Here is a 23,834-nt window from a genome sequence, read left to right on the forward strand (position 1 = left end):
GATTGTCTGAATTGCGTGATTTCAGGAAAGCCTCCGTGGCGCGAAACTTGACGGACGTTGCGACTGACAATTGCGTGAAGGGGATGTCGATTGCGCTTGTGCGGTTACCGGGCGGCGAATATATAGGCGCAAAAAAACGGGTAATGGGGTGAGTCGAAATGAACGAACTCGTTGATGCCGCTTACGTTCCCACGGAAGACGAACCGTTTATGAACGAGCGGCAGAAAGCCTACTTCCGTCTCAAACTTGTCACCTGGAAGAATGACATTTTGCGCGAAGCGCGTGAAACACTCGAAATTCTTCAACAGGAAAACGCCAATCACCCCGATCTTGCAGATCGCGCTTCGTCCGAAACGGACCGCGCTATCGAGCTCAGGGCGCGCGACAGGCAGCGGAAGCTTATTTCCAAAATAGACTCTGCACTTCAACGCATTGACGAAGGCACCTACGGTTTCTGTGAGGAGACCGGAGAGCCGATAGCGCTCAAGCGGCTTGATGCGCGTCCGATCGCCACTTTGTCGATCGAGGCGCAGGAGCGCCATGAACGGCGTGAAAAGGTCTATCGCGACGACTGATAGCGTTCGCGGCAAACAAAATGAAAAAGGCGGCTCAGGCCGCCTTTTTTCTTGTCCTTTTTTCTTGTCTGGATCGGCAGACCTATCTTTTGTGGCTGGAGAGTTCGCCAAGCAGCTTGGTCATCTCATCATCAAGTGAGACCTCCGGCGCTTTGGGGCTTGCAGGCTTCGGGGCATCGTCGAGCGAGAACTCAAGCTCCTTCAGCAGGGATTCATCGAGCTCATCGCTCTGAACGGCCGGCTGGGATGGCACGACAGCCGGAGCCTGGTATCGCGAGGCAGCCTGGACTGGTGGTTCGTGACGCGGGGCGGGCGATGAAAGCGGCACGCGTGGCGGCTCCACTCTGGCAACAACCGGCGCCGGCGTCGGTGCCGGTGCGGGTCTTGGTGCAGGCGCGGGTCGAACAGCGGATGCGAGCGCCTGGGCGCGCGCAATCTGCGTTGGCTGAGGCGCATGGGCGGGCTCAGGCGGGCGAGGCTGCGGTGCCGGACGTGCCGGAACCTGCTGCTCCAAAGAGCGCGGTCTTGCCGGGGCTTCCTGCCCGCCGTCACCGGTGAGCGCAGGCCGCCGCTGCTGGGTCAGCCGGATATCTCGTTCTACGACGACGTCGGTGGGGCCGCCGATCAAAAGCAGGTGCTCGATATCGTCGCGGCGAACGAGAATCAGTCGGCGATGGCTGTCGACGGCGGTGGCGTCCATCACGGCCAGCCGCGTCTTGCGGTTGCGCCCGCCTGCAACGAACGTGCCGAACGTCATGCTGCGCACGAGCTTGATGATGATGAGGACGATGACGAGCAGAATGAGGGCGGCGAAGGTCCAGAGGATGGCTGCCGAATAGCCCGGCCCTGCAATGTTATCCAACCATTCCATCATCGACGTCCCCAGCTCATTTCGCCCGCGCGACACTAGACCGTGGACGGCAATATTCGCAAGTTGCCTTTCACGCTCCGGATGTTGGAAATGCCCTGGCTGACAACGAGCCCGGTTTTTCCCTGCGCTTTTTCAGGCTAGGCCTATGCGCGTTGGGAAGAATGTGATTCAACCGGTTCCACGCCCGCAGGGGGAATCTGGGGAAAACAGGCAAGAGACGGACGTATGGCCAAGGAAATGCGCGGCGATTTTTATCCCGTACCGATCGTCGACCAGAATACGCGCCCGGGCGCGATCACGCGCCTGATCGTCTTTATCGTCGTGCTTACGGGTGCGGCGATCGTCTTCGGCATTTTCCGCGAACGCCTGGGCGATCCCTTCCTTCTGGGCATGCTCGGCGTGCTGGCGATGATCGGCGTCGGCTATCTCTTCGCCACGGCCATCGGCTTCGTTCAGATCGCACCACGCTCCACGACCGACGAGCTGTCGAAGGCTTTCGTCGATTCCATGTCACAGGGCCTCATCGTCACGGACAACAAGGGCCGCGTTGTCTATGCCAACCGTGCCTATGCCGACATGACGGGTGCTGCAAATGCTCCCGACCTGAAGACGGTGGAGGGGTTGCTTTCGGATATCCCCGAGGCGTCGCCGACAATCTACCGCCTGGCTTCCGGGCTGCGGGACGGGCAGGCAGGCGATGGCGAATTTCGCCTGTCTCAGGCCGTGCGCCCCGGCGCTGAGCCTGGCGCGCGCTGGTACCGGGTGCAGGCGCGCACTTTCAAGGTGCCGGGTCAGCGCCAGCCGCTGCTGGCCTGGCAACTGGCTGATATCTCGACCGAGCGGGCCGAGCAGGAGCGTTTCTTTCTCGACCTGCAGAAGGCCATCGATCATCTCGATCATGCGCCCGCCGGGTTTTTCTCGGCCGACCAGGAAGGCCGCGTCACCTACATCAACGCAACGCTCGCCGAATGGCTCGGCATCGATCTGGCAAGCTTCACGCCGGGCGCAACCACGCTGCATGAGATCGTCGCCGGTGACGGCATGGCGCTCGTGCGGTCGGTGAAGGCCGACCCGGGCACGACCCGCAATGCGGTGATCGATCTCGATCTCGCAACCGTAACGGGCGAGGCGCTGCCGGTGCGCTTCATGCACCGCGTTTCGGCCAGCCGTGACGGCCTGAACGGCCCGACGCGCACCATCGTGCTGAACCGCATGCAGGGCGAGGATTCTTCGGCCGACCTGCGCGCCTCGGAGGTGCGGTTCACGAGGTTCTTCAACTCCACGCCGATGGCGATTGCCGGTGTCGACCAGGAAGGCCGCATCCTGCGTACCAACGCGCCGTTCCTGTCGCTGTTCTCAAGCGTGGTCGACCGGGATGCCGTGGACCGCCATGTCAGGCTCGACACCGTAATCCACGAACGCGACCGTCCCGCTCTGGCCGCAGCGCTTGAAAAGGCGCGGCAGCACCAGGTGGACATATCGCCCATAGAAACCGTTCTGCCGGACAATGAGGAGCGCCATATGCGCTTCTACGTCAATGCGGTTGCCGACGGCACCGGCGGAGAGGGTGCCGAGGAAGCGGCCATCGTCTATGCCGTCGAAACCACCGAGCAGAAGGCGCTCGAGGGCCAGATGGCGCAGAGCCAGAAGATGCAGGCTGTCGGCCAGCTTGCCGGCGGCATCGCGCATGACTTCAACAACGTGCTGACAGCCATCATCATGGCGTCGGACCTGCTGCTGACCAATCACCGGCCGTCCGATCCGTCCTTCCCCGACATCATGAACATCAAGCAGAACGCCAACCGCGCCGCATCGCTTGTGCGGCAGCTGCTGGCGTTCTCGCGCAAGCAGACGCTTCGGCCCGAAGTGCTGAACCTGACCGACGTGCTCGCCGACCTGCGCATGCTGCTTGCACGTCTTGTCGGCAATTCGGTCAAGCTCAAGGTCGATCACGGCCGCGATCTCTGGCCGGTGAAGGTCGATCTCGGTCAGTTCGAGCAGGTTGTCGTCAACCTAGCCGTCAATGCGCGTGACGCCATGCCGGACGGTGGCGATCTCACTGTGCGGACGAAGAACGTCACGGCGGAAGCGTGCAAGGCCTACAGCTATCGCGAACTGGTTCCGGCGGATTATGTCGTCGTCGAGGTCGAGGATACCGGCAGCGGCATCGCGCCGGACGTGCTGAAGAAGGTGTTCGAGCCGTTCTTCACAACGAAGGAAGTAGGCAAGGGGACCGGCCTTGGCCTCTCGATGGTCTACGGCATCATCAAGCAGACCGGCGGCTTCATCTATTGCGATTCAGAGGTCGGCAAGGGTTCGGTGTTCCGCATCTTCCTGCCGCGCCACATCGCCGAGGTGAAACCCGCGACCGACGCGGGCGGCCAGCCGACCGAAGCCGCCAGCGCACCTGCCGCGAAGGTGTCGGACGCTGCTCGCGATCTGTCCGGCTCCGCCACCGTGCTCCTGGTCGAGGACGAGGACGCGGTGCGCATGGGCGGCATGCGGGCGCTGACTTCGCGCGGCTACACGGTGCACGAAGCCTCATCCGGCGTCGAGGCGCTGGAGGTCTATCACGAGCTTGGCGGCAAGATCGACATCGTCGTCTCGGACGTCGTCATGCCCGAAATGGACGGTCCGACGCTGCTCGGCGAGTTGCGCAAGCTGCGGCCGGACATCAAGTTCATCTTCGTTTCGGGGTATGCCGAGGACGCGTTTGCCCGAAATCTGCCGGCCGATGCGCAGTTCGGTTTCCTGCCAAAACCCTTCTCGTTGAAGCAGTTGGCGACCGTCGTGAAGGAAGTTCTCGAAAAATAGCGCGGAATGCCTGCAGACAGCACTTCAAGCTATTCGAACCCGCACTTGCGCAAAGGTGAGGCGGCATCCTATTTAACAAGAGACATTCAATAGCAGATTCTGCCCGTCCGGTGCCGGAATCCAAATCCTGACAAAGGGACATTTAATGAGAAACCCCGTCGAAACCGCAATGAACCTCGTTCCGATGGTGGTCGAACAGACCAATCGCGGCGAGCGCGCCTATGACATCTTCTCGCGGCTTCTCAAGGAGCGCATCATCTTCATCACCGGTCCGGTCGAAGACGGCATGGCGACGCTGGTCTGCGCGCAGCTGCTCTTCCTGGAAGCGGAAAACCCGAAGAAAGAGATCAATCTCTACATCAACTCGCCGGGCGGGGTGGTCACCAGCGGCATGGCGATCTACGACACGATGCAGTTCATCAAGCCTGCCGTTTCGACGCTTTGCATCGGCCAGGCCGCTTCGATGGGCTCGCTGCTGCTGTGCGCCGGCCACAAGGACATGCGCTTTGCCACGCCCAACGCCCGCATCATGGTTCACCAGCCGTCAGGCGGCTTCCAGGGCCAGGCTTCGGATATCGAGCGCCATGCCCAGGATATCATCAAGCTGAAGCGCCGCCTCAACGAGGTCTACGTCAAGCACACCGGCAAAACCTACGAAGAGATCGAAAAGACGCTCGATCGCGATCATTTCATGACCGCCGACGAGGCCAAGGATTTCGGCCTTATCGACAAGGTGATCAGTTCGCGCGAAGTTGTGGAAGCACCGGAGTCAGCGGCGACGAAGTGACGCTTTGCCGCCAAGACTGTGGGAATGACATACTTTTGACTCGGCTTGCGGCATTTCGGTCACAATTAGCTGTTTCCTCGGCGAGAGCAACGACCTACGTTAAGCCTATGTTGAATTTCGGCGGCTTAACTTTCAGTGGGGGCGCCGCGAATCGATTGCCACGTTTTCTGACTTGTGTTTCGTATGGAATACGTTGGAAATGCTGGAATGCCAGCAGCGGTGGATTCCCGCGACCAACGGCGTAAGAGGTTCAGCCAGTCTATCGGCCGGGCAGTACTGAAAGGACTTGGACAAGATGAGCAAGGTCAGCAACGGCGGCGGCGATTCCAAGAATACGCTCTATTGCTCGTTCTGCGGCAAGAGCCAGCATGAAGTGCGCAAGCTGATCGCCGGCCCCACGGTTTTCATCTGCGACGAATGCGTCGAACTTTGCATGGACATCATCCGCGAGGAAAACAAAACCTCGATGGTGAAGTCGCGCGAAGGCGTGCCGACGCCGCAGGAAATCCTGAAGGTTCTGGACGACTACGTCATCGGGCAGCCCTACGCCAAGCGCGTGCTGTCGGTGGCCGTCCACAATCACTACAAGCGGCTCGCCCACGCATCGAAGAACAACGATGTCGAACTGGCGAAGTCGAACATCCTTCTAATCGGCCCGACCGGGTGCGGCAAGACGCTGCTCGCGCAGACGCTTGCCCGCATCATCGACGTGCCCTTCACCATGGCTGATGCGACGACGCTGACCGAGGCAGGCTATGTCGGTGAGGACGTCGAGAACATCATCCTGAAGCTGCTCCAGTCGGCCGACTACAATGTCGAGCGGGCCCAGCGCGGCATCGTCTATATCGACGAGATCGACAAGATTTCGCGCAAGTCGGACAATCCGTCGATCACCCGTGACGTTTCGGGCGAGGGTGTGCAGCAGGCGCTTCTGAAGATCATGGAAGGCACCGTTGCCTCCGTGCCGCCGCAGGGCGGCAGGAAGCACCCGCAGCAGGAGTTCCTGCAGGTTGATACCGCAAACATCCTGTTCATCTGCGGCGGCGCCTTTGCCGGCCTCGACAAGATCATCTCGGATCGTGGCAGAAAGACCTCGATCGGCTTCGGCGCGATCGTGGCTTCGCCGGAGGATCGCCGCAGCGGCGAAGTGTTCCGCCTCGTCGAGCCGGAAGACCTCCTGAAATTCGGCCTGATCCCGGAATTCGTCGGTCGTCTGCCGGTTCTGGCGACCCTTGAAGACCTCGACGAGCCTGCGCTGATCCAGATCCTGACCGAGCCGAAGAACGCGCTGGTCAAGCAGTATCAGCGCCTGTTCGAGATGGAGAATGTCGAGTTGACGTTCCACGAGAACGCGCTTTCTGCGATCGCCAAGCGTGCCATCGAGCGCAAGACCGGCGCACGCGGCCTGCGTTCGATCATGGAAGCGATCTTGCTCGATACGATGTTCGAGCTTCCGGCGCTGGAAGGCGTTCAGGAAGTTGTGATCTCCGAGGAAGTGGTGACCGGCAGCGCCCGGCCGCTCTACATCTATTCGGAGCAGAAGGAAAAGAAGGGCAACGTCAGCGCCTAAGCGCGCTTTCGCTGCAAAATATCCAGCAAACGGCGCCGCGAGGCGCCGTTTCGCGTTTGGGGGATAGGGCAAACGTTGGATAGTGCGTCGTGAAGGTACACAGTCTCATTCTTTACCCTTGATCTTTGTTAGCCGCGCATCCAACTAACGGTGAGAGGTTGTGGGCTGTATTCCGTGCTAAAATCCCTGTACCAAACGGTGGATAGGCGGAACGGTCTGTGGCCGTTAATATGAGATTCGCGATTGGCCAATGGCGATCGCGAAATGAAAGGTTGGACAATGGCCAAGATATCCCGGTCTTCCGGCAACGCTGTTTACGCAGTCCTCCCGCTGCGCGACATCGTGGTGTTTCCGCACATGATCGTTCCGCTCTTCGTCGGGCGTGAAAAATCGATCAAGGCGCTGGAAGAGGTGATGGGCGCGGAGAAGCAGATTCTGCTTGCGACCCAGATGAATGCAGCCGACGACGATCCCGAAGCCGATGCGATCTATGAGGTCGGCACGCTCGCCAACGTTCTTCAGCTTCTGAAGCTGCCGGACGGCACGGTGAAAGTGCTGGTCGAAGGTACATCGCGCGCTCAGATCACCGCCTTTACCGATCGTGCCGACTTCCATGAGGCGAAGGCGGTAGCACTCGTTGAGCCCGAAGAGGAAGAGATCGAGGTCGAGGCGCTCGCCCGCTCGGTGGTTTCCGACTTCGAGAACTACGTCAAGCTCAACAAGAAGATTTCGCCTGAGGTGGTCGGTGCGGCCAGCCAGATCGACGACTATTCCAAGCTCGCCGATACGGTGGCTTCGCATCTCGCGATCAAGATCCCCGAGAAGCAGGAAATGCTCGGCACGCTCTCCGTGCGCGAGCGGCTTGAAAAGGCCATGGGCTTCATGGAAGCCGAAATTTCCGTGCTTCAGGTGGAAAAGCGCATCCGCTCGCGCGTCAAGCGCCAGATGGAGAAGACGCAGCGCGAGTACTACCTCAATGAGCAGATGAAGGCGATCCAGAAGGAACTCGGCGAAGGCGAAGACGGTCGCGACGAGGTTGCCGAACTCGAAGCGCGCATCAAGAAGACCAAGCTCTCCAAGGAGGCCCGCGAAAAGGCGGATGCCGAGTTGAAGAAGCTCAAGTCGATGTCGCCGATGTCGGCCGAATCCACGGTCGTGCGGAACTATCTCGACTGGATCCTGTCGATTCCGTGGGGCAAGAACTCCAAGGTCAAGCAGGATCTGGGCTTCGCGCAGGACGTGCTCGATACGGATCACTTCGGTCTCGACAAGGTCAAGGACCGCATCGTCGAGTATCTTGCTGTCCAGAGCCGCCAGAAGAAGCTGAAGGGGCCGATCCTGTGCCTCGTTGGCCCTCCCGGCGTCGGCAAGACCTCTCTGGGCAAGTCGATCGCCAAGGCGACTGGACGCGAATTCGTGCGCATGGCGCTTGGTGGCGTTCGTGACGAGGCTGAAATCCGCGGTCACCGCCGCACCTATATCGGCTCGATGCCCGGCAAGGTCATCCAGTCGATGAAGAAGGCGAAGAAGTCCAATCCGCTCTTCCTGCTCGATGAAATCGACAAGATGGGCCAGGATTTCCGCGGCGATCCGTCGTCAGCCTTGCTGGAGGTGCTCGATCCGGAGCAGAACTCGTCCTTCATGGACCACTATCTGGAGGTCGAATACGATCTCTCGAGTGTGATGTTCGTGACGACGGCGAATACGCTGAACATTCCTGCGCCCTTGATGGACCGCATGGAGATCATCCGTATCGCCGGCTACACCGAGGACGAGAAGGTCGAAATCGCCAAGCGGCACCTGATGCCGAAGGTGGTTCGCGACCATGCGCTTCAGCCTAAGGAGTTCTCGGTCACGGAAGACGCGATCCGGGCGATCATCCAGACCTACAGCCGTGAGGCCGGTGTGCGCAGTCTCGAGCGCGAGCTGATGAAGCTCGGGCGCAAGGCGGTCACCGAGATCATCAAGACCAAGAAGAAGTCGGTGAAGGTCACTGCCGAGAACCTGTCTGATTACCTCGGCGTGCCGCGCTTCCGGTTCGGTCAGGTCGAGGCGGACGATCAGGTCGGCGTGGTTACGGGTCTTGCCTGGACTGAGGTCGGCGGCGAATTGCTGACGATCGAAGGCGTCATGATGCCCGGCAAGGGCAAGATGACGGTCACGGGCAATCTGCGCGACGTGATGAAGGAATCGATCTCGGCGGCGGCATCCTATGTCCGCTCGCGAGCCATCGATTTCGGCATCGAGCCGCCGCTGTTCGACAAGCGTGACATCCACGTCCACGTTCCGGAAGGCGCGACCCCCAAGGACGGCCCGTCGGCCGGTGTGGGCATGGCGACCGCCATCGTCTCGGTCCTGACCGGTATTCCGGTGAAGGCCGATGTGGCGATGACCGGCGAGATCACGCTCAGGGGCAGGGTGCTGCCCATCGGCGGCCTGAAGGAAAAGCTGCTCGCGGCTCTTCGCGGCGGCATCAAGAAGGTGCTGATTCCGGAAGAAAACGCCAAGGATCTGGCGGAGATTCCGGACAATGTGAAGAGCGGAATGGAGATCATCCCGGTCAGCCGCGTCGGCGAAGTTCTGCGCCATGCGTTGGTGCGGATGCCCGAGCCGATCGAGTGGACGGAGCCGGTTGACGCTCCGGCAGCCAAGGCCGACGCAACCGACGATGCGGGCAAGACTCTCGCTCATTGAGCGCTGATGGCACGCATTTAGCCAGATGAAGTGAAAGCCGGGCCTCGCGCCCGGCTTTTTTCGTTGAAAAACCCCGGAAAACCAAGGATTCTTGGACTTTCTGGCTTGGTTGAGGGAACGGTTCTTTCTAAAGTCCGTTTCCTGCCGGTTGAGTCGTTAGTCCCGGTTTTCTCATGGAAGGAAATTTTAATGAACAAGAACGAATTGGTGTCTGCTGTCGCTGAGGCCGCTAACATTGCCAAGGGCGATGCGCAGTCCGCTGTTGAAGCGGTCTTCTCCGTGATCACCGGCGAGCTGAAGAAGGGTGGCGACGTTCGTCTGGTCGGCTTCGGAAATTTCACCGTGTCAAAACGCGCGGCATCCACCGGCCGCAATCCGCAGACCGGCGCCGAGGTCAAGATTCCTGCGCGCACCGTGCCGAAGTTCTCGGCCGGCAAGGGTCTCAAGGACGCTGTAAACTAAGCTTTCAACCAAGTGTCGAATATGGAAAAGCCGGGCCCCACGCCCGGCTTTTTCTTTTGCAAAGTAAACCTTCCGCTTTTGGCTGAGTTCTACATTTTATAGGTTTTACTACTTGCGCGGGTTTGTTGGAAAATAATACAATCGTGCCGGGGTTAGAGGACGCGTAGAAGTCGATCGGCGGGAGGTCGGCAGTTCCACGTGTCGATGATGGGCGATATCTAGGGGACTTAGAATCTAAATGAACAACGCCAGGAAACTGGCCGTAGCCTATGCGGCTACGGTGGCTGAAGACGTGCACGTGCCGACGCTTGCCAAAATCATTGTGCGCGAGAATTTGAATTCTCTGGAAGCGGTCCGGAACTTCCTGGCGCTGGGAGTCCAGCCAGCGCCGGAGAAACGCGCTGGCTAGTTGAAGGTCAGCAGCTGGCATATATCGAGCTTGTCTTCAGCGGTCTCGGTTTCCGTCATTGCCCTTAAAATGATCGATGCTCGGTATTCCGAGTGGACCAAAATCAAAGGGCTATGCGCTTCACGATGACCCGCCGTCTTGTATAAGCAAGACTTTGCGCTGCGCGCGAAGAGGACTGGCCGCTTGTCGATGACTTCGCCGAGGTGAGGATTTCGGTCGGCGTTTTCTTTGGCTGGAGATTTGGCGTCAGCAGAGTTCGCTTGCGAGCAGCGCACGACAGCCGCGACGATGGCGGCCTGCGCTATGCTGCTTCGCTTGGCCGGTATGCAATGATCGGAGGAATGGTGGGCGATGACAGGCTCGAACTGCCGACATCTTCGGTGTAAACGAAGCGCTCTACCAACTGAGCTAATCGCCCGACGCGAGCGGACGTTTAAGCGGTTCGTCTCTGAACCGCAAGGAGAATTCGCGGGTTTTTTGGTATTATCGTCCGGTTTCTTGGTTGTTGCGCTGCTTGTGAAAAAACCTTTAGCCGAGTGGCGAAATGCTGCACTGGAGCGCTTGACACTCACCACCGAACCCCTTAATTCCACGCCCAACGACGCGGCACGAACAAGTGTCTGCGTCTTGCGCGGGTGTAGCTCAGTTGGTTAGAGTGCCGGCCTGTCACGCCGGAGGTCGCGGGTTCGAGCCCCGTCACTCGCGCCATTTCTCGAACGACTTCTAGTCGTTCAGAAATGTTTCCTTCCACAAATTCGGATACTTGTATTTGTGCCTGCGGCAATAGCCGGGCACGGAATTGGTATGTGGATTATTGTGTTGAACCGACGGAACCAATTTCCTCGTGGTGCCCATTGTTCTAGCTTCCGGCCAGGTGTGTTGAGATTCAGGTGATGGCTGGCTGCAAATGGCGATTTTCTGCGCTTCCGGTGTTCACGTACCCAAACGTACGCTGCGCTCCGGTTCTCGAAATCACCATTTTCGATGCGCCCTGACCTGAATCTCAGCACACCTTAGTTCGAAACAGGAATGGACCGTCGAATGGAACGGATAGTCTACGTAAACGGCGAATACGTCGGGGAAAGCGACGCCAAGATCTCGGTGTTCGACCGAGGCTTTCTGTTTGCCGATGGCGTCTACGAGGTCACCTCCGTGCTGGAGGGCAAGCTAATTGATTTCGACGGGCACTTGCGCCGCCTCCGCCGATCGCTGGCTGAACTGGGAATGGCGATGCCTTGCCCGGATGAGGAACTCCTCAACATTCATCGCGAGCTCGTGGCGAAGAATGCGGTCGTTGAAGGGCTTGTCTATCTTCAGGTCACGCGCGGCGCTGCCGATCGCGATTTTGTCTTCCCGAAGGATGTTCCCCAGACATTGGTCCTGTTCACGCAGGCCAAATCCATCGTGGATAGCCCCATGGCGAAGCGCGGCGCCCGCGTGGTTTCCGTCGAGGACCTCAGATGGGGCCGGCGCGATATCAAGACAGTGCAGCTTCTCTACCCGTCAATGGCGAAGATGATCGCGCAGGAGAAGGGTGCAGACGATGCCTGGCTCGTCCAGGATGGGCTTGTGACCGAAGGCACCTCGAACAACGCCTATATCGTCACGCAGGACGGCACGATCGTGACGCGGGACCTGTCCAGCGACATTCTTGCCGGCATCACGCGCGCGGCTGTCCTGAAATGCGCGCGCGAACTGCAGATGAAAGTGGAAGAGCGGCCATTCTCGATCGCGGAAGCACTGGCAGCGCGCGAAGCCTTCACGACTTCGGCGACGGGCTTTGTCTGCCCGGTGGTGGAGATCGACGGAACCGCATTGAGCGACGGCAATCCCGGCGCTGTAGCGGTCAGGCTTCGCCAGGCCTACATCGAGGAAAGCCTCAAGGCAGCCGTTTGAGCCGTGCGTTGGCTAGCGCGTAGCGCCATTGAGCTTTGATTCGTCCGCGATGTCATGGTTGACCATGGTTTTCGCGCGACATTGAATGTAGGGGCAGAGGGGGCGGGCAGGGATTCGTGTCCACGGCATGGTGCCGCGGCACTTTTGCCGAGCCCTGATTCTCAAGGGGAGAGTTTCGGGTATGGGTGGACGTTTGAAAATCATCGCAGCATCGATCTTCGCGGCAAGTGCGGCCGCCATGGCGGCTCAGGCAGCCACAGGCGGGACCATATCGCCCGGCCAGCCAGCGCAGGTTGCTGAGGGCATCCCTGCCGGCCAGGGTGAGGTTCTGCTGGCGCAGAACGCGACCGCTCCAGCGGTCCCCTCAAACCTCCCTGGCGGTGCCTCCTCGTTGCAGGAAACCTATGAGGACTGGCAGGTAGCCTGCATGCAGCGGGGCGAAGGGAAATTCTGCTCGATGTCGCAGCAGCAGGCTCAGCAGAACGGGCAACGCATACTGGCAATCGAGATTAACAAGATTGATACCGGCAAGTCAGAAGGCATCCTGGCGCTTCCGTTTGGCCTCGCGCTGGATTCGGGCGTTACGGTTCAGGTAGATGAGAAGCCCGCCGGAAAGCCTCTGCGTTTTCGCACATGCATCCCGGCCGGGTGCCTTGTGCCGGTCAGCTTTGATGCTGCGATGGTCACCGCGCTACGGGGCGGAACGGCACTCAAACTCGCAGCGGTGGCAAGCGAGAACGGCCAGCCGGTGAATTTCTCGATTTCGCTGAAAGGCTTTGGCGCTGCCCTGGATCGGACAGCGGCGCTGGTAAAGTAGCTAGCGCCGTTTTCTCGCCTAGAGATACTGGCCGACCTTCTTGCCTAGCTTCAGAAAGCGCAGCGGATCGACGGCTTCGCCGTTGCGACGGACCTCGTAATGCAGGTGGGGGCCGGTGGAGCGGCCGCTCGTGCCGACTTCGCCGATCGTGTCGCCCGTGGCGATCTTCTGGCCTTCCTTGACGTCGATCCTGCTCAGATGAGCGTAGCGGGTCGAGAAGCCGCTGCCGTGATCAACCTCGACCATGCGGCCGTAACCGCCGTTCCAGCCGGCCTTAACGACGGTTCCTGCGGCGGTCGCGCGCGCATCTGATCCCATGGGTGCGCGAAAATCCATGCCGGAATGAAGGGCAGGGGTGCCAAGCAACGGGTCCCTGCGCACGCCGAAAGTGCTGGAAATCGACCGGCCAGGCGCGGGATTGGCCAAAGGCAGCCGCTGCGCTTCCTTCTTCACCTTGTCGAGCTTGTCCAGCGCCTCGTCCAGTTCCTTCACCTTGGTGTCGAACATACTGGGGTTGTCGACGGCAATCAGCGGACCGCCGACGTCGGTCTTGCCAAAATCTGCGTCAACGGGAAGACCGGCTGACTCGAGCGCGTCGGAGATAACGTCGGCGGTCTGGTAGGCATTTTCGGCCAGGGAATCTATGCGGGCGAGCTGCTCGCTTTCTATCGTGCGCAGCGACTGGTTGAGCGTGACGAACACCTTGTCGGCATGATCGGCAGACGAGTCTGCCTGGGCAGCCGAGTTGCGGGTCGACCATAATGCGAACGGGTTCTTTGTGCTGCCGACTGCGGCGTAGGCCAGTTGCGTATCGGCAGCCGGAGCGGCCAGTTCGGCGCGCGTTTCGGGTTTTACCGGTGCGGAGCCGTCTGCAGGCGTTGCGCCTTTCACCACCGCTTCCGCACGATCCAGCAACGGGCCAAGCCTGCCGTGACGTTTGGTCAACTGGCTTTGACGCTCGATCAGCTCGGAAACCTTCGTTTCCATAAGCTGCTGGTCGAGCAATTGCCGGCTGGTTATGCGGTCCACTTGGGAGCGCAGGGCAGAGATTCGATCCTCATAGGCCTGCTGCATACGCGCCTGCCGTGCGGTGGCGGCGCCAATAAGATCGTCGCGCAACACCAGATAGGAAGTCGCGAGAAGATAGCCGACCGCCAGTGCCGCGAATGCCGAACCGACAAAGGCCGCCATCCAGGGGCGCACCGTGAAATGCCTGATTTCGCTGCCGCGCGCGATGATGATCGTGTGCGGTTCCTTGCGCTTGCCGAATACCACTGCCTGATCGGATTGTTTCACGGAACCAACTTCCACGCCGGAGACCAACGACAGGTTGATTACACATTGTTAGGGTTAACAAAGCTTTTCGCGCGCTGATTTAACTGCGCAATCAGAAAGGAATTCGCTGTTCGGGAGGAATGCGCAAACAAAAAAACCCGCCATGTGGCGGGTTTCAATTTCGCTTTTCCATCCGCTTCTGGGGCTATCGCAGGAACAGCCAGAGCAGGATGATGATCGGAATTGGGATGCCAAGCATCCACAGCAATACGCCGCGTAACATGTCTTCCTCCGCGTGGTTGATCGTTCGAAAATCAAACGTCGGAAGGTTGAAATTGTTCCACTCTACAGTGCGCGTGCAGCTTCCAGAACCTCGGCGGCATGGCCGGGTACTTTCACCTTGCGCCAAATCCTGGCGATCCGCCCATCGGCGCCGATCAGGAATGTGGAGCGCTCCACGCCCATATATTTGCGCCCATACATGCTTTTCTCGGTCCATACGCCGTATGCTTCGAGGGCTTTGCGTTCTTCGTCTGCGACGAGTTCGACGGCAAGTTTATGCTTGGTCTTGAACTTGTCGTGGCTCTTGACGCTGTCGGGCGACATGCCGAGCACGATTGCACCTGCCTTCTCGAAATCGGGCTTCAGCCCTGAAAAGTCGATCGACTCTGCCGTACAACCGGACGTGTCGTCCTTGGGGTAGAAGTAGAGCACCACTTTCTGACCACGAAGGCTTGTAAGGCTGAGTTTCCCGCCGCCATCTCGTGGCAGTTCGAAGTCCGGTGCATTGTCTCCTGGCGAGAGTTCAGTCATATCGGTGCCCTTGTTTGAGGTTACGCGCGAACCCACAGAGATATATTGTCGTTCTGGGATTCGTCCACGACTGAAACGCTGTCACGGGATACCGTGTGGATCACAAGGTACCAAAACACGAGAAGATACGGTTTCGGCGCCACGAAATCACGGACCTTAGCGCCTTTCCATCGGCGGAGGGCCAGGACTTCGGAAAGCCGCGCCAGGACATTGCCAGGCGTTGCGGAAGGTTCGCCCTAGCGGCCGGAGCTGTGCTGGCAACCGTGTTCGGGGTGCTTGCAGCGATCATTTTCGTAATCGGCTATTCCGGAATGGGCAGCGAGAGGTTGCGTGCCGAAGCGGAGAAGGCGATCGAGACCTTTGCCGGCGTGGACGTCACTGCTTCGATGGGTCCCGCCGGCGTGTCCGTGGACGGCTCCCGTCTTGTCGCGCTGGAAGTTCGGGATGTCAGCGTAAAGGCGGCAGACGGAGCGCCGATCATCGATGCCGGTCTGGTGCGATTCGGGGTGCGTTTCCTGCCGCTGCTTTCGGGCAATATCCGGCTTGGGAGCGCCAGGATTTCCGACGCGCGGATTACAACGGCAGCAATGCCGATGGCCGACAGGGGTGACTGGACCAAAATCCTCAAGAACGATGACGGCCTGATTAATCCCGACAAGGTCGCCGAGGTGATATTCGGTCAGGTCAGTCGGGCGCTTGATGCATTGGAGGTCGGCTCGACGCGTCAGATACAGCTGGAAAATGTGGAATTCGTCCTTCCGGAAGACGGCCGCGTGCGTATCGTGCGCGTAGCTGAAGCCTCATTGAGCGAAGGCGGGCCAGGCGAACTCACCTTCACGGCTGATGTCGAGATCGACGGTCGCGCGTTGGCGCTGACCGGAACGGCGACACGCGATACGGTTTCGCACCGTATCACCGACCTCAACGCTCAGGTGAAGACGGCAGCCTTGGCGCAAGAGAACGGTAGTGATGTCGGTGACTTCAGCCTGACGATCGCCGGACAGCAGGGAATTGCAACCAATCCCAGCCAGTTGACGGCATCGCTCTCGCTCGATCGCGCGGTGCTTGACCTGGGCAAGGACGGAGCTTTCAACGGCGCGGTCGATGTTCAAGCCACGTTGTTGACGGGGTCGAACAAGATTGAAATCGATCGGCTTCGCGTCGCAACCGGACGAACCAATCTCGAATTCAACGGCGCCATAGGGCCGCGGCCGGCGACCGGCCTTGCCAGCGACAAGCCGGCCTACCGGTATGAACTTGTCAGCAGCTCGGCAACGCTTGCGCCCGGGGATTCGCCCGAGCCCGCGCTTGATGTGATCGCGAGCATCAACGGCACCTTTGACGCCGAGAAAAACCTGATAACCGCCGATCAGATCGCGGTCAAAAGCGGGTCTGGAGAGGTTCTCGGAACGGCCTCGCTGGAAATCCCCAGCGGCGGCAAGGCACCGGGGATTTCGCTGGCGTTGAACGTCCACGACATGCAGGTATCCCACGTCAAGCAGATATGGCCATGGTTTGCCGCGAAGGGCGCGAGAAGCTGGGTTCTGGATCATGTCTTCGGCGGGCGCGTCCTTGATGGCAGGCTTCAGTTCAAGGTTGTGCCGGATCGCCTCGGAAACGGTATTCCGCTTACAGCCGACGAGGTCTCGGGCAGGTTTGAGATCGAGGACACACGATTTGACACCACGGGCCTGATACCGCCCGTTCGCGATGCCATGGGCGTGGTGGATTTCCAGGGCAATGATGTCGATATCTCGCTGTCGTCGGGAACGGTTTTTCTCCCTAGCGGTCGGAGCGTCAGCGCCAGCGACGGCAAACTCAGGATCGAGAAAGCCAATCGACCGCCGCTTATCGGGGCGCTCGACATCAATGTCGCTGGCGAAGCCGCCGCAATCACCGAGCTCGCTTCCTACGACCCGATCAACGCCATGCGCTTCGTGGGCATGAAGCCGGACGAGTTCAGCGGCAAGGTGAGTGGCAACGTGAAGGCGGACATTCCGCTTTCCAAGGGCATCGATGCGAGCAAGCTCTTCTGGCATGTCGCGCTCGACTATGAGGATCTGTCGCTCGCCAGGCCGCTGGATGGCCAGCGCATCAGCGATGCGGACGGGACGATTGTTGTCGAGCCCGACAATGCCGTGATAACCGCCAAGGCAAAGCTGAACGGGATTCCCGCCGATATTTCCCTTATCGAACCGCTGCGGGCGGGAGGGCCGGAGCGTCAGCGCAAGGTTCAGTTGGTGCTTGACGATGCGACCCGCGAAAGCGTCATGCCGGAGCTTTCGACCCTGGTGTCGGGTACGATCAAGGTCAATCTCGATGCAACGACGGCGGGCAAGCAGAGTGTCACAGCGGATCTGACAAACACAAAACTCGACATTCCCTGGGTGGGGTGGTCGAAAGGTCCGGGGATCGCCGCCGACCTCAGTTTCACGCTGCAGAAATCCGACGGCAATTCGACGCTCTCCGACTTCAGGCTCGAGGGAAAATCGTTCGCGATCGGCGGTTCGATCGCGCTTGCCGGCGGCAGTTTCTCCTCTGCTCGCCTTACGACGGTGAAACTCAATCGCGACGACAATGTCGCGGTTTCGATCAAGCGTTCGGGCAAAAGCTATTCGGTCGACGTCAGCGGCAGCCAGATGGATGCCCGGTCATTGATCAAGCAATTCACCTCGGACGTCGGCTCGAGTCCGACAGGGAAAGCGGGCGGAGCAGGGGTTTCGGTAAATCTCGACGTCAAGGCGATTACCGGGTTTGGCGGCGAGCAACTCTCCAACGTCGCGGTCAACTATAGCGGCGCCGGGTCGAAGGTGAACGGCCTGACCGTGTCGGCGGTGACTGGCTCAGGAAGCGCGGTTTCGGTGCGCAATTCGTCGGATAGCGGCCAACGCAGCCTGCAGATGCAATCGGCGGACGCCGGGGCGATCCTGCGTTTCATGAACATCTACGACAATATGCAAGGTGGGGCCATCAAGCTGGCGCTGTCGGCTGCCGGCGACGGCCCCATGCGTGGGCAGGTCGACACCAGTAACTTCTGGATCGTCAACGAGCCGAGGCTGGCATCGATCGTCTCGACCACGCCGCCCGGCGACGAGCGCAGCCTGAACCAGGCGGTGAAAAGCAATATCGACACGTCACGGGTGCAGTTCGAGCGCGGCTTTGCCCAGATCGAGAAAGGCCAGGGATATCTGAAGATCGGCAACGGCGTGCTTCGCGGGCCGCTGATCGGCACGACGTTCCAGGGCACGCTCTATGACGAGCGCGGCAACATGGCGATGACCGGGACGTTCATGCCCGCTTACGGCTTGAACCGGATATTCGGCGAGATTCCGCTGTTTGGCGCGATCCTGGGCAATGGGCGCGACCGCGGCCTGATCGGTGTGACCTACCGGCTTTCCGGGAAAGCTAAATCGCCCAACATGCAGATCAATCCGCTCTCGGTCATCGCGCCGGGAATCTTCCGGTCGATCTTCGAGTTTCAGTGAAGTCGGTGCGGCCGGGTCAGACCGGCCGCACCAGGATGTGCTTCTTCTTGCCGAGCGAAAGCTTCACGACGCCCTCGGAGGTGAGATCAGCGCCAGAGATGATGCGCCGCTCATCGGAAACAGCAGCATCATTCACGCGCACCGCACCGCCCTGAACGTGACGGCGGGCTTCGCCGTTGGAGCCGGCAAGGCCGGCTGTCACGAACAATGCAAGAATGCCGATACCCGCCTCAAGATCAGCCTTGCCGATCTCGACAGTCGGAAGCGCGTCGGCGAAGGCGCCTTCCTCGAAGGTCTTGCGTGCGGTTTCTTCCGCTTGCTGGGCGGCGTCGCGGCCATGCAGCATGGAGGTCACCTCGGTGGCCAGCACCTTCTTGGCGTCGTTGATCTCGGCGCCGCCAAGCTTTTCGAGACGCGCGATCTCATCCAATGGCAGCGTCGTGTAGAGCTTCAGGAAACGGCCGACATCGGCGTCCTCGGTGTTGCGCCAGTACTGCCAGAACTCGTAGGGGCTCAGCATGTCGGCATTCAGCCAGACCGCGCCATTCATCGACTTGCCCATCTTGGCGCCCGATGACGTCGTCAGCAGCGGCGAGGTGAGCGCGTAGAGTTGGGGCGTGCGCAGCCGGTGGCCGAGATCGATACCGTTGACGATGTTGCCCCACTGGTCCGAGCCGCCCATCTGCAGCTTGACGCCGTAGCGCTTGCTGAGCTCGACGAAATCGTAGGCCTGCAGGATCATGTAGTTGAATTCGAGGAACGACAGTGATTGCTCGCGGTCTAGCCGTTGCTTTACCGAGTCGAACGACAGCATGCGATTGACCGAGAAATGCTGGCCGACATCGCGCAGAAATTCGAGATAGTTCAACGGGAGGAGCCACTCGGCATTGTTGACCATCAGTGCGTCGCGCGGGCCGTCGCCAAAGATCAGGTAGCTCGAAAAGACCTTCTTGATGCCGTCGATATTGGACTGGATGGTTTCAGGCGTCATCAGCTTGCGCGCCTCGTCCTTGAAGGACGGGTCGCCGACCATGCCCGTGCCGCCGCCCATAAGTGCTACCGGCCGATGCCCGGTCTGCTGCATCCAGTACAGCATCATGATCTGGATCAGGCCGCCGGCATGAAGGCTCGATGCCGTGGGATCGAAGCCGATATAGGCCGAAACCGTTTCCGTGGCGAAAAGCTTGTCGAGGCCGGCATCATCTGATGTCTGGTGGATGAAGCCGCGCTCGGAAAGGATGCGCAGGAAATCGGATTTGAAGGCGGACATTTTTCTTTTCCCGAGAATTCCACGGCGCATACGAGGCTGCCGTGGCAAGTGTGGTCGGGCGCGTTTAGCATCTGGCGGCAGGGAATCACAAGAACGGCGACCAAAATGACGACAACATGCGTGATCGGCCTGATGAGCGGTACGTCGATGGATGGCATCGACATCGCCATGCTACGGACCGACGGCGTCGACAAAATCGAGACAGGGCCGTCGCTTTTCGTTCCTTATGAAGCTGCGTTCCGGCGGCGCATCGAAACTTCGCTGGAAACGGCGAAGGCAATCGTGAAGCGCGACGACCGGCCCGGCGATCTGGCGGAGTTGGAGCGTGAAATCACGCTGCGGCACGCGCGCGCCGTCGAGACTTTTCTGGCGTCGCAGGCTGGCGCGTGGGGCAGGCCGGACGTGATCGGCTTTCATGGCCAGACGGTGCTGCACAGGCCGCAAGTCGGCGTCACCGTGCAACTGGGTGACGGTGCGCTTCTGGCGCGTGAGCTTGGCATGCCCGTCGTCTACGACATGCGCGCCAACGACATGGCGCATGGCGGGCAGGGCGCGCCGCTGGTGCCCGCCTATCATGCCGCCCTGGCGCGGACGCTGCCGGAACCTTTTTCCGGGCGATATCCGGTCGTCTTCGTCAATGTCGGCGGCATTTCCAATATCACCTATGTGCCTGAGAAGGGTGATCCAGTCGCTTTCGATACCGGGCCCGGCAATACGCTGATCGACCAATGGGTTTCCCGCGAGGGCGGCGTGCCGTTCGATTCCGGCGGCGCGATTGCCAGCGAGGGCGGTGTCGTTGTTTCGGTGGTCGAGCGTTATCTGGAGGTGCCGTTCTTTGAGAAGGCGGGGCCAAAATCGCTCGACCGCAACGATTTCACGCTGGAATTCGCGAACGATCTGGAGTTGTCCGACGGCGCGCGCACGCTTGCAGCCGTGTCAGCCGAAGCCATTTTGAAATCAGCCGAGCATATGCCTGAAAAGCCGAAACTCTGGATCGTCTGCGGCGGTGGTCGCAAGAACCCGCATATCGTTGGCGACCTGCGCGCTGGGGCTGAACAGGCAGGTGCCGAGGTGATCGTTGCGGAAGACGCCGGGCTGGATGGTGATGCGACCGAGGCAGAAGCCTGGGCTTTCCTGGCGGTGCGTTCTCTGAATGGGCTGCCACTGACCTTCCCGACGACTACAGGCTGCCGGGAGGCGGTGAGCGGCGGCGTGCTGGCTCAGCCTTCCACGGTGCAAGCCTGATCTATTCGCCGTTCAGGCCGCCATATTGGCGCACCAGATGCGCCATCTCGGCGGTGCCGGGCGATCCTGCATCCGTTTCCAGCCCTTCTGCCACGCCGGCGCGATCTGCGACCGGGCGGTTCTGGCTGACCTTCCATTTGCCTTCGATGCTGGTGATCTCGATCTCGAGGCCGACAATGCCTTTGATCTGCGACTGGATGAAGGCTTCGGGCGCGTCGGTCACCTTCCACGGCTGCGAGCGGGCGGCTTCGTGGCTGGCGGTCAACTCCGCGATCTGCCCGGCGAGCCAGTCCTTGTCGTCCATCACGCGCACGCGGCCACGAACCTGAACGATGGCATAGTTCCAGGTCGGTACGACCTTTCCCGTCTCGCGCTTCGTTTCGTACCAGGACGGCGTGACATAGGTGTCCGCCCCCTGGAACACGACAAGCACCGGCGTGTCGGGATTATCGGCCAGCATGCGCCATTGCGGGTTTGCCTTGGCAAGGTGCGCCCGCAATCTGCCATGCGGCGCCACATCACCATCGAGCAGGAACGGCAACGGGTTGGCGATTGGCCCTTCCTGCCCGTTCGAAACGAGCAGGCCGAGCGGATGCGCGCGAATCAATGAGTGCAGGACGTCCAGCCGCGTTTCGATGAAATGAGGAGGCTGGTACATCGGCGTTCGTCCTGTGTTTTATCTCAGCCGCTTGGGCCGTGGATCGGAAAGTTCGCCGGCGAGGCGCCGGTCGAGATAGTCCGAGCATTCCTCGAGCAGCAGTTCGGCATCGTTGGCGAAGAAATGGTTCGCGCCCGGCAGCGTCTTCTGCGTGATCGTGATGCCCTTCTGCGTATGCAATTTGTCGACCAGGCCCTGAACGTCCTTCGGCGGGGCGACCTTGTCGGCATCACCATGAATGATAAGGCCGGATGACGGGCAAGGGGCCAGGAAGGAGAAATCATAGGTGTTGGGCTGCGGCGCGATCGAGATGAAGCCTTCGATCTCAGGACGGCGCATCAGAAGCTGCATGCCGATCCAAGCGCCGAAGGAGTAGCCGGCAACCCAGCAGGTCTTCGAATCCGGGTGCAGGGCCTGGATCCAGTCGAGCGCTGCTGCGGCGTCCGACAACTCGCCGGTGCCGTGGTCGAACTCGCCCTGGCTGCGGCCGATGCCGCGGAAATTGAACCGAAGCGTGGTGAAATTCCGCTTCTGGAACATGTAGAAGAGGTCGTAGACGATCTTGTTGTTCATCGTGCCGCCGAACTGTGGGTGCGGATGCAGGATGATGGCGATCGGCGCGTTCTTTTCCTTCGACGGCTGGTAGCGTCCTTCCAGACGACCGGCCGGACCGGCGAAAATGACCTCAGGCATGAATGACTCCACTTAACTCGTGCAAAAACTTGACCGCCGCTTGGAACAATTCTGCCGCTGGCCTTGACGCAGGGCGGGCGTCTTCTTAGAAGCTAGTTTAGAACTGTTCAAAACTGGGTGGACTAGCCACCTATTTGACAATGCGGGTAAATAGGACGTCTGGCCTTGGAATTTCAAGGAAATAACGTTCAACCCGGCGGAATGGCTATTTAGAGGACCGATCGAGCGCAAATGGCTGCGTCACGCGCCTATCTCGACCACAATGCGAGCGCCCCGCTGTTGCCGGGCGCGCGCGAAGCCATGGTCGCGGCTCTGGGCATCACCGCCAATCCCTCCTCAGTCCATAGCGAGGGACGCGCGGCGCGGCGCATCGTCGAGGATGCGAGACGCGACGTTGCAGCGTTGGTCAACACCAAGCCCGAGCATGTCGTCTTCACCTCGGGCGCGACTGAAGCGGCGACGACGCTTCTGACGCCGGACTGGCAGATGGGACGCGGTGCGGTTCGTATGTCGAAGGCCTACGTCTCGGCTGCCGACCATCCTTGCTTGCTCAATGGCGGACGTTTTGGCGCCGAGCGCACGATCCACATCGGCGTCGATGGTGACGGAATTACGGATCTGGACGCTTTGAGGCAGGCGCTCGCAGATCACGACAAGGCCGAAGGTCTGCCGCTGGTCGCGATTCACGCGGCCAACAACGAAACCGGCGTGATCCAGCCGCTGGCGAGGATTGCCGAGGTTGTCAAGGCCGCAGGTGGTGTGTTCGTAGTCGATGCGGTGCAGGCCGCGGGCCGCAGTCCGCTCGATCTGGCAACGGGTTACGCCGACTATGTGATATTGTCGTCGCACAAGATCGGCGGGCCGAAGGGCGTTGGCGCATTCGTTGCTGCCTCGGACCTGATGATGCCGAAGCCGCTCGTTACCGGTGGCGGGCAGGAGCGAGGATTTCGGGCGGGCACGGAAAACCTTGCCGCGATTGCCGGTTTTGGTGCTGCAGCGCGCGAAGCGAAGGTTGCGCTCGCGGGGATCGATCATGTTCGGGCACTGCGCGACGGCCTCGAAGCGTCGATCTTGTCGCTTGCGCCCGATGCAGAAATATTCGGACGCCGGAGCGAACGGCTTGCCAATACGATTTTCTTCGCTATTCCAGGCGTCAAATCGGAGACGGCACAAATCGCCTTCGATCTCGCGGGCGTGGCGCTGTCGGCAGGTTCAGCCTGTTCGTCGGGCAAAGTCGGCCCCAGCCATGTGCTGAAGGCCATGGGACACGATAACCCGGAAGGCGCGCTGCGCGTTTCGATCGGGCTAGCGACCACGCAGGCCGAGATCGAGCAATTCAGGGCGGCGCTGGCCGGAATTCTGGCGCGTCGCGCCGAAAAAACGAAAGCTGCCTGAAGGGCGGATGGAATTTGGCCTTCTGGGCCAACGAGTCGGTGCGTTTTGGAGCGTTTGTGACGCTTCCAACGGGTGAATTTCCCGGCAAGACGCACTATATGGAAC

18 protein-coding genes and 2 tRNA genes are annotated in these 23,834 nt (G+C 60.3%); 13 read left to right on the forward strand and 7 right to left on the reverse strand.

Features of this window, described 5'->3' with window-relative positions; genetic code table 11:
* Positions 1–158: 158 nt before the first annotated feature.
* Positions 159–575 (forward strand): RNA polymerase-binding protein DksA, encoded by a 417-nt coding sequence (dksA, locus tag BM413_RS09590; protein ID WP_091912705.1) that lies wholly within the window; start codon positions 159–161, stop codon positions 573–575.
* Between the two features lie 82 nt (positions 576–657).
* Here the strand turns inward: dksA and BM413_RS09595 are convergent, their stop codons facing one another.
* Entirely contained in the window at positions 658–1,446 is a 789-nt protein-coding gene (locus tag BM413_RS09595; protein ID WP_091912878.1) for a flagellar biosynthetic protein FliO, read from the reverse strand.
* Positions 1,447–1,671: 225 nt separating this feature from the next.
* Here BM413_RS09595 and BM413_RS09600 point away from each other — a divergent pair, with 225 nt between their 5' ends.
* From BM413_RS09600 to BM413_RS33075, 6 genes are all read left to right on the forward strand, one after another.
* Entirely contained in the window at positions 1,672–4,260 is a 2,589-nt protein-coding gene (locus tag BM413_RS09600; RefSeq protein WP_091912707.1) for a cell cycle histidine kinase CckA, read from the forward strand.
* A 145-nt stretch (positions 4,261–4,405) separates the two neighbouring features.
* Positions 4,406–5,047, forward strand: a complete 642-nt coding sequence (gene clpP / locus BM413_RS09605) for an ATP-dependent Clp endopeptidase proteolytic subunit ClpP (protein ID WP_091912709.1) — start codon at positions 4,406–4,408, stop codon at positions 5,045–5,047.
* A gap of 295 nt (positions 5,048–5,342) precedes the next feature.
* Positions 5,343–6,617: an ATP-dependent Clp protease ATP-binding subunit ClpX gene (gene clpX, locus BM413_RS09610; protein ID WP_091912880.1), complete on the forward strand. Its 1,275-nt coding sequence runs from the start codon at positions 5,343–5,345 to the stop codon at positions 6,615–6,617.
* A 279-nt stretch (positions 6,618–6,896) separates the two neighbouring features.
* Positions 6,897–9,311 carry an endopeptidase La gene (lon, locus tag BM413_RS09615; RefSeq protein ID WP_091912882.1) on the forward strand — a complete coding sequence of 805 codons (2,415 nt, stop codon included), beginning with the start codon at positions 6,897–6,899 and terminating at the stop codon, positions 9,309–9,311.
* 189 nt (positions 9,312–9,500) lie between these two features.
* The gene (locus BM413_RS09620; RefSeq protein ID WP_091912711.1) at positions 9,501–9,773 is read left to right on the forward strand and encodes an HU family DNA-binding protein; all 273 of its coding nucleotides are present in this window, start codon (positions 9,501–9,503) and stop codon (positions 9,771–9,773) included.
* Between the two features lie 238 nt (positions 9,774–10,011).
* Positions 10,012–10,182 carry a hypothetical protein gene (locus BM413_RS33075; RefSeq protein WP_175544291.1) on the forward strand — a complete coding sequence of 57 codons (171 nt, stop codon included), beginning with the start codon at positions 10,012–10,014 and terminating at the stop codon, positions 10,180–10,182.
* Between the two features lie 342 nt (positions 10,183–10,524).
* On the opposite strand, the gene BM413_RS09625 is transcribed toward BM413_RS33075, so the two are convergent.
* Positions 10,525–10,600: transfer RNA gene (locus BM413_RS09625), tRNA-Val, on the reverse strand.
* Between the two features lie 213 nt (positions 10,601–10,813).
* Here BM413_RS09625 and BM413_RS09630 point away from each other — a divergent pair.
* The 3 genes from BM413_RS09630 (at position 10,814) to BM413_RS09640 (ending at position 12,895) form a co-directional block, all read left to right on the forward strand.
* Positions 10,814–10,890, forward strand: a tRNA-Asp gene (locus BM413_RS09630).
* Between the two features lie 333 nt (positions 10,891–11,223).
* Entirely contained in the window at positions 11,224–12,078 is an 855-nt protein-coding gene (locus BM413_RS09635; RefSeq protein WP_091912713.1) for a D-amino-acid transaminase, read from the forward strand.
* Between the two features lie 127 nt (positions 12,079–12,205).
* Positions 12,206–12,895 carry an invasion associated locus B family protein gene (locus BM413_RS09640; RefSeq protein ID WP_244537819.1) on the forward strand — a complete coding sequence of 230 codons (690 nt, stop codon included), beginning with the start codon at positions 12,206–12,208 and terminating at the stop codon, positions 12,893–12,895.
* An 18-nt stretch (positions 12,896–12,913) separates the two neighbouring features.
* On the opposite strand, the gene BM413_RS09645 is transcribed toward BM413_RS09640, so the two are convergent.
* Together BM413_RS09645 and BM413_RS09650 are read right to left on the reverse strand one after the other, a co-directional pair.
* Entirely contained in the window at positions 12,914–14,191 is a 1,278-nt protein-coding gene (locus BM413_RS09645) for a peptidoglycan DD-metalloendopeptidase family protein (RefSeq protein ID WP_091912715.1), read from the reverse strand.
* Between the two features lie 324 nt (positions 14,192–14,515).
* Positions 14,516–14,983, reverse strand: a complete 468-nt coding sequence (locus tag BM413_RS09650) for a peroxiredoxin (protein ID WP_091912885.1) — start codon at positions 14,981–14,983, stop codon at positions 14,516–14,518.
* A gap of 251 nt (positions 14,984–15,234) precedes the next feature.
* Here BM413_RS09650 and BM413_RS09655 point away from each other — a divergent pair, with 251 nt between their 5' ends.
* Positions 15,235–18,468 carry a DUF3971 domain-containing protein gene (locus tag BM413_RS09655; protein WP_244537820.1) on the forward strand — a complete coding sequence of 1,078 codons (3,234 nt, stop codon included), beginning with the start codon at positions 15,235–15,237 and terminating at the stop codon, positions 18,466–18,468.
* 16 nt (positions 18,469–18,484) lie between these two features.
* Here BM413_RS09655 and tyrS read toward each other — a convergent pair whose 3' ends face one another.
* Positions 18,485–19,738, reverse strand: a complete 1,254-nt coding sequence (gene tyrS / locus BM413_RS09660) for a tyrosine--tRNA ligase (RefSeq protein WP_091912718.1) — start codon at positions 19,736–19,738, stop codon at positions 18,485–18,487.
* Between the two features lie 105 nt (positions 19,739–19,843).
* Here tyrS and BM413_RS09665 point away from each other — a divergent pair, with 105 nt between their 5' ends.
* Positions 19,844–20,983, forward strand: coding sequence for an anhydro-N-acetylmuramic acid kinase (locus BM413_RS09665; RefSeq protein ID WP_091912720.1), 1,140 nt, complete (start codon positions 19,844–19,846; stop codon positions 20,981–20,983).
* A 1-nt stretch (position 20,984) separates the two neighbouring features.
* Here the strand turns inward: BM413_RS09665 and BM413_RS09670 are convergent, their stop codons facing one another.
* Both BM413_RS09670 and BM413_RS09675 read right to left on the reverse strand, forming a co-directional pair.
* A complete protein-coding gene (locus BM413_RS09670; RefSeq protein WP_091912722.1) occupies positions 20,985–21,641 on the reverse strand; it encodes an FMN-binding negative transcriptional regulator in 657 nt (218 codons plus the stop codon).
* An 18-nt stretch (positions 21,642–21,659) separates the two neighbouring features.
* On the reverse strand, positions 21,660–22,334 hold the full coding sequence (locus tag BM413_RS09675; RefSeq protein WP_091912724.1) for an alpha/beta hydrolase: 675 nt from the start codon (positions 22,332–22,334) through the stop codon (positions 21,660–21,662).
* 231 nt (positions 22,335–22,565) lie between these two features.
* On the opposite strand from BM413_RS09675, the gene BM413_RS09680 reads away from it, so the two are divergent.
* Positions 22,566–23,729, forward strand: coding sequence for a cysteine desulfurase family protein (locus BM413_RS09680; protein ID WP_091912725.1), 1,164 nt, complete (start codon positions 22,566–22,568; stop codon positions 23,727–23,729).
* The last annotated feature ends 105 nt before the right edge of the window (positions 23,730–23,834 follow it).

This window comes from Mesorhizobium sp. YR577 (assembly GCF_900116595.1).
Classification (GTDB): Bacteria; Pseudomonadota; Alphaproteobacteria; order Rhizobiales; family Rhizobiaceae; genus Mesorhizobium_M.

Bases quoted from the DNA above. Each gene is read 5' to 3' on its own strand.
- dksA (WP_091912705.1), top strand. From the start codon at position 159: ATGAACGAACTCGTTGATGCCGCTTACGTTCCCACGGAAGACGAACCG.
- BM413_RS09595 (WP_091912878.1), bottom strand. From the start codon at position 1,446: ATGGAATGGTTGGATAACATTGCAGGGCCGGGCTATTCGGCAGCCATC.
- BM413_RS09600 (WP_091912707.1), top strand. From the start codon at position 1,672: ATGGCCAAGGAAATGCGCGGCGATTTTTATCCCGTACCGATCGTCGAC.
- clpP (WP_091912709.1), top strand. From the start codon at position 4,406: ATGAGAAACCCCGTCGAAACCGCAATGAACCTCGTTCCGATGGTGGTC.
- clpX (WP_091912880.1), top strand. From the start codon at position 5,343: ATGAGCAAGGTCAGCAACGGCGGCGGCGATTCCAAGAATACGCTCTAT.
- lon (WP_091912882.1), top strand. From the start codon at position 6,897: ATGGCCAAGATATCCCGGTCTTCCGGCAACGCTGTTTACGCAGTCCTC.
- BM413_RS09620 (WP_091912711.1), top strand. From the start codon at position 9,501: ATGAACAAGAACGAATTGGTGTCTGCTGTCGCTGAGGCCGCTAACATT.
- BM413_RS33075 (WP_175544291.1), top strand. From the start codon at position 10,012: ATGAACAACGCCAGGAAACTGGCCGTAGCCTATGCGGCTACGGTGGCT.
- BM413_RS09635 (WP_091912713.1), top strand. From the start codon at position 11,224: ATGGAACGGATAGTCTACGTAAACGGCGAATACGTCGGGGAAAGCGAC.
- BM413_RS09640 (WP_244537819.1), top strand. From the start codon at position 12,206: ATGGTGCCGCGGCACTTTTGCCGAGCCCTGATTCTCAAGGGGAGAGTT.
- BM413_RS09650 (WP_091912885.1), bottom strand. From the start codon at position 14,983: ATGACTGAACTCTCGCCAGGAGACAATGCACCGGACTTCGAACTGCCA.
- tyrS (WP_091912718.1), bottom strand. From the start codon at position 19,738: ATGTCCGCCTTCAAATCCGATTTCCTGCGCATCCTTTCCGAGCGCGGC.
- BM413_RS09665 (WP_091912720.1), top strand. From the start codon at position 19,844: ATGACGACAACATGCGTGATCGGCCTGATGAGCGGTACGTCGATGGAT.
- BM413_RS09670 (WP_091912722.1), bottom strand. From the start codon at position 21,641: ATGTACCAGCCTCCTCATTTCATCGAAACGCGGCTGGACGTCCTGCAC.
- BM413_RS09675 (WP_091912724.1), bottom strand. From the start codon at position 22,334: ATGCCTGAGGTCATTTTCGCCGGTCCGGCCGGTCGTCTGGAAGGACGC.
- BM413_RS09680 (WP_091912725.1), top strand. From the start codon at position 22,566: ATGGCTGCGTCACGCGCCTATCTCGACCACAATGCGAGCGCCCCGCTG.